The sequence below is a fragment of the Kosakonia sp. S42 genome (assembly GCF_016624785.1).
Taxonomy (GTDB): Bacteria; Pseudomonadota; Gammaproteobacteria; order Enterobacterales; family Enterobacteriaceae; genus Kosakonia; species Kosakonia cowanii.
The window spans coordinates 214658-224707 of sequence record NZ_JACVTW010000005.1; the positions used below are offsets into that span (position 1 = coordinate 214658).

Consider the following 10050-nt stretch of genomic DNA (forward strand, 5'->3'; position numbering starts at 1 on the left):
GCGCCGGGAAGCGTGACCCCACTCGCAAGCAGGAAGCGCAAATACACTTATAGTGTGTGGGGAACCTTTAACAAGGAGCAGGGTATGAGCAGTAAGCCAAACGGTTCAATGGAGGCGCGTCGTAATAGCCGCACGGGCGATATCGACCGCCTCGCCACGCTGGATATGCTGACGCTTATCCATCAGGAGAGTGAAGAGGTCACGCAGGCGGTTACCGCCTTTCTCCCGGCGATCGCCCGGCTGGTTGATAACGCCAGCGCGACGCTTAACCAGGGCGCAAGAGTGGTGCTTGCCGGGGCGGGTGCCTCGGGGCGGGCGGCAGTCCAAACCGTCGAGGCGTTCGCGCCGGATAGCCAGCACGGGCTGCTGGCGTTAATGGCCGGTGGCGCACTGGCGGGGAAAGCGCAGCAGGATCGCGCAGCGGGGGACTACGCCTGCGGCGGTAACGATCTCAGGGCGCAGGGGCTAACGGCGCGCGATATGCTGGTGGTGCTGTCGTTAAGCGGCAAAACACCGTGGGCAAACGGGGCGCTGCAGCAGGCGAGGGCGCTTGGGGCATACGTGGTGTTGATCACCCGCGCGCAGGCGTGCGAAGCGGCGCAGTACGCCGATATTGTCATCGCGCCCGATACGGGAGCCGAAGCGGTAAGCGGTTTTGGCGAGCCAAAAGCGCAGCTGGCACAGCAGCAGATCCTCAACATGTTTTCTACCGGGCTGGCCATTCGTGGTGGGCGCGTTTACGGCAACCTGCGCGTCGACGTGGCACCGGTGAATCTGCACTGGGCCGAGCGGCAGATCGCCGTAGTGATGGCGGCGAGCGGCTGTTCGCGTGAAGAGGCGAAACGCGCGCTGGCGCAGGCGAATAATGAGTGTCGCGCCGCTATTTTAATGCTGCTGACCGGCGTAAGTGCCTCACGGGCGCAGGTTCTGCTGGCAGAGAACCATCGCCATTTGCGTCTGGCGATCGCCGGTGCGGAAAGTGAAAGAGTCGATGCCTGATAATCGCTATTCGGCCGCTGCGTGCGGCCGTTATTTATTTTCCATTTAATTGAAATACGCTAAATTTTATTTCTCCCCTTAAGATAAATTCCCGCCAAAATAAGTCCACACAGAGTGCGTCACTACTTTTTTTAATTAAAAAAAGCAGACAGCAAATAAAAACAAAATTATTCTATTTTGTGAATGATATTTTAAATTAACGTAAAAATACGTTAATATGCGTCACCACGAATCACTTGTTGTTACCTAACCGAATAATTATGCCTGCAATGAAAAAAACAATTATTGCCTTCAGCGCCGTCGCGATGCTCGTCAGCTCTGCGACCAGTGCATGGGCGGAAGAGAACCAAAAAACCGACTTCCTGCTGATTGGCGGCGGTATCATGAGCGCCTCCCTGGGCACCTGGCTGCAGACCCTGCAACCGGAGTGGAAACAGGTGATGGTTGAGAAGCTCGACGGCGTTGCGCTTGAGTCCTCTAACGGCTGGAATAATGCCGGTACCGGTCACTCGGCAAATATGGAACTGAACTACACGCCACAGCGTGAAGACGGCTCCATTGATGTCACCAAGGCGCTGGAAATTAATGAACAATTTATGATTTCCCGCCAGTTCTGGTCCACCCAGGTGAAGCGCGGTATTTTAACCAACCCGCACTCCTTTATTAATTCCACGCCGCACATGAGTTTTGTCTGGGGCGATAATGTGGATTATCTGGCAAAACGTTATGCCGCGCTGCAGCAAACCACGTTATTCCAGGGAATGAAATTCTCCACCGATCACCAGCAAATTAAGCAGTGGGCACCGCTGGTGATGGAAGGGCGCGATCCGCAGCAAAAAGTGGCCGCGACCTGGACGCCGGTCGGTACCGATGTGAACTATGGCGAAATTACCCGCCAGCTGATCGGTAGCCTGAAAAAGAGCAAAAACTTCTCGCTGCAAACTTCGTCTGAAGTCACCGATTTCAAACGTAATGCCGACAACTCCTGGCATGTGACGATCAAAGATGTGAAAAGCGGCGATGAGCACACTATCGATGCGAAATATGTCTTTATCGGTGCTGGCGGCGGCGCGCTGAAGCTGCTGCAAAAAACCGGTATTCCGGAAGCGGACAACTATGCGGGCTTCCCGGTAGGCGGCTCCTTCCTGATGACCGAAAACCCGGCTGTTACCAACATTCACCGTCAGAAAGTGTATGGTCAGGCTTCCGTGGGCGCACCGCCGATGTCGGTTCCGCATATTGATGCGCGCGTCATTGACGGTAAACGTGTGGTGCTGTTCGGGCCATTCGCGACCTTCTCGACCAAATTCCTGAAAAACGGCTCCTTCTTCGATCTGCTGAGCACCACCACCACCAGCAACTTTATGCCAATGACCCACGTAGGTCTGGATAACTTTGACCTGGTGAAATACCTGATGGGTCAGGTGATGCTGAGTGATGACGACCGCTTTGAAGCGCTGAAAGAGTACTACCCGCAGGCGCGTAAAGAGGACTGGAAACTGATCCAGGCCGGTCAGCGCGTACAGATCATCAAGAAAGATGAAGATAAAGGCGGCGTGCTGAAGCTGGGCACCGAAGTGGTGGTCGATCAGCCGAAAACCCTCTCTGCGCTGTTAGGCGCATCGCCGGGTGCCTCTACCGCAGCGCCGATTGCCCTGAACGTCATCAAGAAGATGTTCCCGGAGCAGTTCAACTCGCCGGAGTGGCAGAGCAAGATCAAAGAGGTTGTACCGAGCTTTGGTCAGCATCTGAACGGCAACGTCGCACTGACGCAGCAGGTGTGGGATGACACCGCCGCCGCGCTGGAGCTGACCAAGCCGCCGGTTATCGACATGAAAGACGCGCAGGCTGCAACGCCAGCCACGCCGAAGAGCGAAAATGCGCCACAGCATGATATGGCACTGTAAATAAGAGAGGCGCACCGCGGTGCGCCTTTTTTTATGCCCTACAGATGGCGGGCAAACCATGCACTCTGCACTTCACTCACGCGCCTGAATGCCTCCCCACTATAGATATCGTAATGGCGCGCGCCGGCCTCTTCGTGCAGCGCTTTCTCTGCTGCTGCCACTGCCTCAAACAGCGCCCGGCCTTGTGCAGGCGGGTTAACGCTATCTTCAGCCGCAACCACCACCAGCGTCGGGCAGGTCACCTTCGCCGCCCACTCAGCAGGGTGATAATTCACCGTTTCGCGAACGGTCAGAAAGGGGATTTTGATATCCATCTGCGGGAAGCGGGTGCGATTTTCCTCAAAGAACGCTTTCGATTCCGCATCGGAAAGCACGCGAGTGATCGCCACCATCATCTCTTTGCCGGTCGCCTGCTGCTTCTGCGCCATCTTATCCAGCGTGTCGATAAAGGCGCGCTTTTCGCCTTCATTCATATGCCCGGTGACGATCGCCTCACCGTCGGCAAACGCCAGCTGGCTGACCACGCATTTTATACGCGCATCCTGCGCGGCAGCGGCGAAGACGTGGCAGCCGCCAAATGACGTGCCCCACACTCCGATGCGCCCGGCATCCAGCGCGGGCTGCTCACCGACCCACGCTACGACCGAAAGAATATCCTCAATCTGCATAGCAGGCACCAGCCGTCCACGCTCCCCTTCGCTGTCGCCAAAGCCGCGATAATCGAAGGTGACGGTAGCAAAACCGGCTCTGGTGAAGGCCTCGGCGAAAGCAGGCAGCAGGATCGGCTGGATGCCGCAGAAGCCGTGACATAACACGACGGTGGGATGGGGGCCTGCCGTAACAGGCGTGCGCAGGGTAAGGGCGATACCATTGGCGAGCGAGTAAGTTGAAGTATCCATATAACTTATGATTTCCTTTTTATCATTTGTCTGAATAATCAATTGCTTAACGGTGAAGGGCCATCTTACCCGCCCGCGCTTTTTATCGCCAGATATCAATGCAGAGATAACCTGTTTTGCTATACCGGGATAGTTTTCATTAATGGCACAGCCGCGATGATACGGCGTTAAATCATTTCGTACGCCTTGTGCGAAGTGAGGGTTGAGAATAATCGCAACAACAGGAAAAGTGTCTCTGTTTACTTCCCGCGCCGCGCTTTATATATTTCACGCGGTTTTAAATCATCACTATGGCCCGGTTAACAGAATCACGCTATTTCAAAAAAGGCGGCTATTAGTGCTGCCCTGCGTGCGTGTCGGCCCTATTTCGGAGAAAACAGAGTGAACCCAAAAATTAAAACGGCGCTTTGCGTTGTCGCCACGCTTTTACCATTTGCCAGCGTAAATATGGCTTCAGCCAGTGACCGCATGGTCAGGATCGTCAACGGCACACCGGCGCAACCCGGCGAATTTCCTGAGTTTATCACCATCAATACCGACTCAACGCTCGCCGGGCACCGCTGCGGTGGCGTACTGGTTAATTCCCGCTGGATATTAACCGCCGCCCACTGCACCACCACATTTGATTTAACCCATGACAATATTTTAATTGGCGCGGAGAGTTATCAGCCGTTAAAAATAAAAGAGAGCGTGCCGGTTGAGAAAATTGTTGTGCACCCTTCATACGATATTTCGACAATGGAGGGATCGGCAAAATACGATATCGCCTTAATTAAACTGGCCAGTGAAACCACCAGCACCGATTTTGCGCTGCTGGCCGGAAATAACCCGGGCGATGAGCCGCCCGCAGCGCTAACGGATATTCCACTGACCGGCGTGGGCTTTGGCGTGAATGAAAATGGACTCAAACCGAACGTGCTCTATAAAGGGCAGTTGAGCGTACTGGCGGATAACCAGTGTATCGATGTCCCGCAGTTCTATCCGCCGACTTATTTCGATCCGCAGATGCACATTTGTGCCGGTTACGCCACCGCCGGGGGCGATTCGGGCGGCCCACTGTTTGCTGATTACAATGGCAGCCGCTACGTTGTCGGCATTGTCTCGCGGGATCTCATTCTGCCGGCGCAGCAGTTCACGCGCGTCAGCTACTATGCGGACTGGATCAACGCCACCGTTGCCGGGTAGCGCCTGTCAGGGAAGCAGGGCTGCCGCTTAGCGGCCTGGCTGCTCCTTCTCCAGCCGCCGGTAAAGCGTGCTGCGCGAAATGCCCAGCTTTTTCGCCGCCAGGCTCATGTTGCCCTGCGCTTCGGCAATCGCCTGCCGGGCATCGGCCTGCGGCGCGGCAGCCGCGTTTACGGCAGTTACCGGCTCACCCGGCAGATCGCTAAGCGTAATGCGATCGCCATCTTCCGCCAGCGCCATCAGCACGCGCAGCTGGCTCAGTAACTGGCGTACATTGCCGGGCCACGGTCGCTGCGCCAGCACGTTCAGCACCTCATCGCTTAATGTCAGCCCGCGATGGGCAGCGCCCAGTTCATGCCACAACTTTTGAATAAAGCCCGGCAGGTGAGGCCATGCGCGCAGCGGCGGGATCGGCAGATGAAACTCCTGAATGCGATAGAGCAGATCCTCGCGGAAGCTTCCCGTTTGCACCCGCGCGGCGAGATCCTGGTGGGTGGCGCAAATCAGCGTGAAGTTGACCTCCACGCTGCTGTTGGCGCCGAGCGGCGTCACGCGCTTCTCCTGTAGCACCCGCAGCAAGCGGGTTTGCAGCGCCAGCGGCATATCGCCAATCTCATCCAGGAACAGCACGCCACCATCGGCTTCGCGGCATTTACCGATATAGCCTTTCGGGTTCGCACCGGTAAACGCGCCGGGGACATAGCCGAAGAGTTCAGACTCAATCAAAGGCTCCGGCAGCGCCGCGCAGTTGATAGCAACAAATTTCCCCTCGTGCCACTGGCTGCGCTGAAAAAGCTCACGCGCCAGATGCTCTTTGCCGCAGCCCGTTTCACCCGTAATACAGAGGGCGATACCGGCATTAACGATGCGCAGCGCTTTCTCTTTTTCACGCGCCATGTGATCCGGCTGATAAACCCTGCGCGGCGCGCTGTAGCGCCGGGCGGGCAGCGTCTGGCGGGCAAAGTAGTGGCGCGCGTGGCTCGATTCGAGGGCGCACTCACCGGCTTTTGCACTGAAACCGGGGAAGAGGGTGTCGATCTCCATCGCGCCAAAGTGGTTGGCGGTAAGGGAAAACTCCTCCATCGCCAGCCGGTTCGCGCCGAGCAGGGTGTTCTCTTCAAAAATAAGCAGCAGCTCCTGGGCGCTGCCGAGCACCGCCCGATCGTGATGCAGGCTTAACAACCAGCGATTTGCGCCGAGCGCGCTGCTGGCCCAGCTATGTTCAATCTGGCACACCGCGCGGCGGATCAACGCCGACGCATCGCGGCGCGGGGTGTGCGCCGGGGTGGAGAGATCCAGCACGCCAGCAATCTGTCCATCGGGGCGGAATACCGGCGCGGCGGAGCAGAATAGCCCGGCGTTACGGCTGAGAAAGTGTTCGCCGCCGGAGACTTCGCAGTGGCGCTGTAATGCCAGCGCCGTGCCGATGGCATTGGTGCCGCGCGCGTGTTCGCCCCACAAATGGCCCGGCGAGAGGGCAAAGCGCTGCGCTTTATGCAGAAAGTCGCTGTTCCCGTAGGTCTCCAGCACCAGGCCGGTGGCATCGGACAACACCAGAATCGACGGATGGCTGGAGAGTTGCGGGCGCAGCCGCGCCAGCAGCGGGGCGACCAGGTGGTTCACCCAGCCATTCTCCGCGCGGGCGTCATTGAGCAGAGAGGAGGCCACCCAGGGCTGCACGTCATCATCCCGGGTTAATCCATAACGTGAGCTGCGCTGCCAGGAATCTTCCAGTTGATATGGCAGGCTGACCTCTTGCGGGGCGGGGGACAACGATCGGGCGCGTGATGGCATGTTACTCTCCGATAATTGAAATGTTGCAATTGTGTATCACATGAGTGTCGCGTATGTAGCGACGTGCAACACACTTCCCGTAATCGCCATCACGCTTTTTTGTTTCCGCACTTTTCGCTTTTACGGTGAGAGATTTTTTATTCTCTGATTTTCCTGATGATTTTTCGTTTTTACCGGTCGTTTCAGTAGTTGGCATAAGAACTGCTTATATGCTTCTGTCCACCACAGAGTGAGACGCCTCTTCTGTACCGATAATAACGAGGAACACCTTATGAAATATCTGCACCCTGGCCTTGATGGCGCGAAAGTCTCTTATAAGCCGCGTTATGGCAACTATATTGGCGGCGAATTTGTCGATCCGATTGAGGGCCGCTGGTTTACGAATACCTCGCCGGTGACCGGAGAGGTGATTGCCGAGTTCCCGCGCTCCGGGGCGGAAGATATTGAAAAAGCGCTCGACGCCGCCCATGCCGCCGCCGAGAGCTGGGGCAAAACCAGCGTGCAGGATCGTGCCAATGTGCTGCTGAAAATTGCCGATCGCATCGAAGCCAACCTTGAGCTGCTGGCGTTAACGGAAACCTGGGACAACGGCAAACCGATCCGCGAAACGCTGGGTGCCGATATTCCTCTCGCTGTCGATCACTTCCGCTACTTTGCCGGCTGCGTCCGTGCGCAGGAGGGGACGGCGGCAGAGATCGACAGCAATACCGTTGCGTACCATATCTATGAACCGCTTGGCGTGGTCGGGCAGATTATCCCGTGGAACTTCCCGATCCTGATGGCGGCCTGGAAGCTGGCTCCGGCGCTGGCCGCCGGTAACTGCGTGGTGCTGAAACCTGCTGAACAGACGCCGCTGGGCATCTGCGTGCTGATGGAGGTGATTGGCGATCTGCTGCCGAAAGGGGTGCTGAACGTGGTGCACGGTTTCGGTATGGAAGCGGGCGAACCGCTGGCGCGCAGCAAGCGCATCGAGAAGATTGCCTTTACCGGCTCAACGCCGATTGGCCGCCACATCCTGGCGTGCGCGGCTGAAAATATCATCCCCAGCACCGTCGAGCTGGGCGGTAAATCTCCCAATATCTACTTTGAAGATGTGCTGAATGGCGATGCCGAGTATATTGACAAAGCGGTTGAGGGCGTGGTGCTCGGCTTCTTCAACCAGGGCGAAGTCTGTACCTGCCCGTCGCGCGTGCTGGTGCAGGAGTCCATCTACCCGCAGTTTGTTGAGAAAGTGATTGCCCGCATGGAGAACATCCGTAAAGGCGACCCGTTCGACACCGACACCATGATTGGCGCGCAGGCATCCCAGGAGCAGTACGACAAAATCCTCTCCTATATCAACATTGCCCGTGAAGAGGGCGGCGAAATTATCGCTGGCGGCGCGCACCTTGAGCATGGCGATAAGCTGGAGAAGGGTTACTACATTCAGCCGACGCTGATCAAAGGCCACAACAAAATGCGCTGCTTCCAGGAGGAGATCTTTGGGCCTGTCATCGGCATCACCACCTTTAAAGATGAGGCGGAAGCGCTGCAAATTGCCAACGACACAGAATATGGCCTCGGTGCCGGGCTGTGGACGCTGGATATCAACCGCGCATGGCGCATGGGCCGCGCAATCAAAGCGGGTCGCGTGTGGACCAACTGCTACCACCTCTACCCGGCGCATGCGGCGTTCGGCGGCTACAAAAACTCGGGCGTGGGGCGTGAAACGCACAAACTGGCGCTCAGCCACTATCAGCAGATCAAAAACCTGCTGGTGAGCTACAGCGGTTCCCCGCTGGGTCTCTATTGATTATCCATCAGCATGAGGGTGAAAGAATGCAACTGAAAAGCATGAAGGCCGCCGTCGTGAAGGCGTTTGGCCAACCGTTGGTGATTGAAGAGGTGATGGTGCCCGCCGTGGCACCGGGCAAAATCCTGGTAAAAATCGCCGCCACCGGGGTGTGTCATACGGATCTGCACGCCGCGGAAGGCGACTGGCCGGTAAAACCTAACCCGCCGTTTATTCCCGGCCATGAGGGCGTTGGCCATGTGGTTGCTGTCGGCGCGGGCGTGACGCATATCAAAGAGGGCGATCGCGTCGGCGTGCCGTGGCTCTACTCGGCCTGCGGGCATTGCGAGCACTGCCTCGGCGGCTGGGAGACGCTGTGCCATGGTCAGCAGAACTCCGGTTACTCGGTTAACGGCAGCTTTGCCGAATATTGCCTGGCGGATGCTAATTATGTCGGCATCCTGCCGGATAACGTCGGTTTCAACGAAATCGCGCCGATTCTCTGCGCCGGGGTGACGGTCTATAAAGGGCTGAAGATGACCGAAGCCTCCGCCGGGCAGTGGGTGGTGATCTCCGGGATTGGCGGGCTGGGGCATTTAGCCATTCAGTATGCGGTGGCGATGGGGATGAATGTCGCCGCGGTCGATATTGATGATGAGAAACTGGCGTTTGCCCGCCGTCTTGGCGCTTCGGTGGTGGTGAATGCCCTCAATGAGGATCCCGGCACGCGTTTTCACGAGGAGTTCGGCGGCGCGCACGGTGTGCTGGTCACGGCGGTGTCGCCGAAGGCCTTCGCACAAGCCACCACCATGATGCGTCGTGGCGGCACCATGGTGCTGAACGGTTTGCCGCCGGGGACGTTCGATCTGTCGATTTTTAATATGGTGCTGGATGGCATTACGGTGCGCGGGTCGATTGTCGGTACGCGTAAAGATCTGCAGGAGGCGCTCGATTTCGCCGGACGCAACAAGGTGCATGCTGAGATCGCCGTGGAGCCGCTGGAGAACATCAACGACATTTTCGATCGCATGCGCGCCGGGAAAATCACCGGCCGTATTGTGGTGGATATGGCGATGTAAAAATTGCCGGATGGCGCGTAAACGCTTATCCGGCTGATATCAACGAAGCTGCTGAAACCGCGTAGGCCTGATAAGCGCAGCGCCATCAGGCATTGAACCTGGCATGCTGCTTCGGTGGAAGGATTCCGTTCACCAGGCGTGCGGTCATATTCCGCGGCACCGCTTGCCGGATGGCGGCTTCGCCTTATCCGGCCTACAAAAACGGAGCCACTGAAACCGCGTAGGCCGGATAAGCGTGTAACGCGCCATCCGGCATTATCTCCGCGGCAGCCTTGCCGGATGGCGGCTACGCCTTGTCCGGCCTACAAAAACGCGCTTTCAGCGACACCGACTTTGTTTTTATCTGCAATATGACAGCGACGGTGTTGACCCCCGCTGAAATCGGCGAACCGAAGCGGGAATGACAAGGTCTGGACGCC

At 57.4% G+C, this 10050-nt stretch carries 8 protein-coding genes; 5 read left to right on the top strand and 3 right to left on the bottom strand.

Annotation, left to right across the window (positions count from 1 at the left end; all coding sequences use genetic code 11):
• Positions 1 to 84 precede the first annotated feature (84 nt).
• Complete coding sequence (locus tag IAE50_RS09710) at positions 85 to 999, top strand: N-acetylmuramic acid 6-phosphate etherase (protein ID WP_200580137.1); 915 nt, start codon at positions 85 to 87, stop codon at positions 997 to 999.
• A gap of 260 nt (positions 1000 to 1259) precedes the next feature.
• Positions 1260 to 2906, top strand: a complete 1647-nt coding sequence (mqo, locus tag IAE50_RS09715; protein ID WP_200580138.1) for a malate dehydrogenase (quinone) — start codon at positions 1260 to 1262, stop codon at positions 2904 to 2906.
• A gap of 38 nt (positions 2907 to 2944) precedes the next feature.
• Here mqo and IAE50_RS09720 read toward each other — a convergent pair whose 3' ends face one another.
• Positions 2945 to 3805 carry an alpha/beta hydrolase gene (locus IAE50_RS09720; RefSeq protein WP_200580139.1) on the bottom strand — a complete coding sequence of 287 codons (861 nt, stop codon included), beginning with the start codon at positions 3803 to 3805 and terminating at the stop codon, positions 2945 to 2947.
• 381 nt (positions 3806 to 4186) lie between these two features.
• Between IAE50_RS09720 and IAE50_RS09725 the strand changes: the two genes are divergently transcribed.
• The gene (locus tag IAE50_RS09725; RefSeq protein ID WP_200580140.1) at positions 4187 to 4990 is read left to right on the top strand and encodes a trypsin-like serine protease; all 804 of its coding nucleotides are present in this window, start codon (positions 4187 to 4189) and stop codon (positions 4988 to 4990) included.
• A gap of 27 nt (positions 4991 to 5017) precedes the next feature.
• On the opposite strand, the gene IAE50_RS09730 is transcribed toward IAE50_RS09725, so the two are convergent.
• Both IAE50_RS09730 and IAE50_RS09735 read right to left on the bottom strand, forming a co-directional pair.
• A complete protein-coding gene (locus IAE50_RS09730; protein ID WP_200133792.1) occupies positions 5018 to 6781 on the bottom strand; it encodes a sigma-54-dependent Fis family transcriptional regulator in 1764 nt (587 codons plus the stop codon).
• Between the two features lies 1 nt (position 6782).
• On the bottom strand, positions 6783 to 6977 hold the full coding sequence (locus IAE50_RS09735; RefSeq protein ID WP_200133793.1) for a hypothetical protein: 195 nt from the start codon (positions 6975 to 6977) through the stop codon (positions 6783 to 6785).
• 75 nt (positions 6978 to 7052) lie between these two features.
• Between IAE50_RS09735 and IAE50_RS09740 the strand changes: the two genes are divergently transcribed.
• Both IAE50_RS09740 and adhP read left to right on the top strand, forming a co-directional pair.
• Positions 7053 to 8573, top strand: coding sequence for an aldehyde dehydrogenase family protein (locus IAE50_RS09740; protein WP_094419690.1), 1521 nt, complete (start codon positions 7053 to 7055; stop codon positions 8571 to 8573).
• 26 nt (positions 8574 to 8599) lie between these two features.
• Positions 8600 to 9631, top strand: a complete 1032-nt coding sequence (adhP, locus tag IAE50_RS09745; RefSeq protein WP_054804193.1) for an alcohol dehydrogenase AdhP — start codon at positions 8600 to 8602, stop codon at positions 9629 to 9631.
• Positions 9632 to 10050 lie beyond the last annotated feature (419 nt).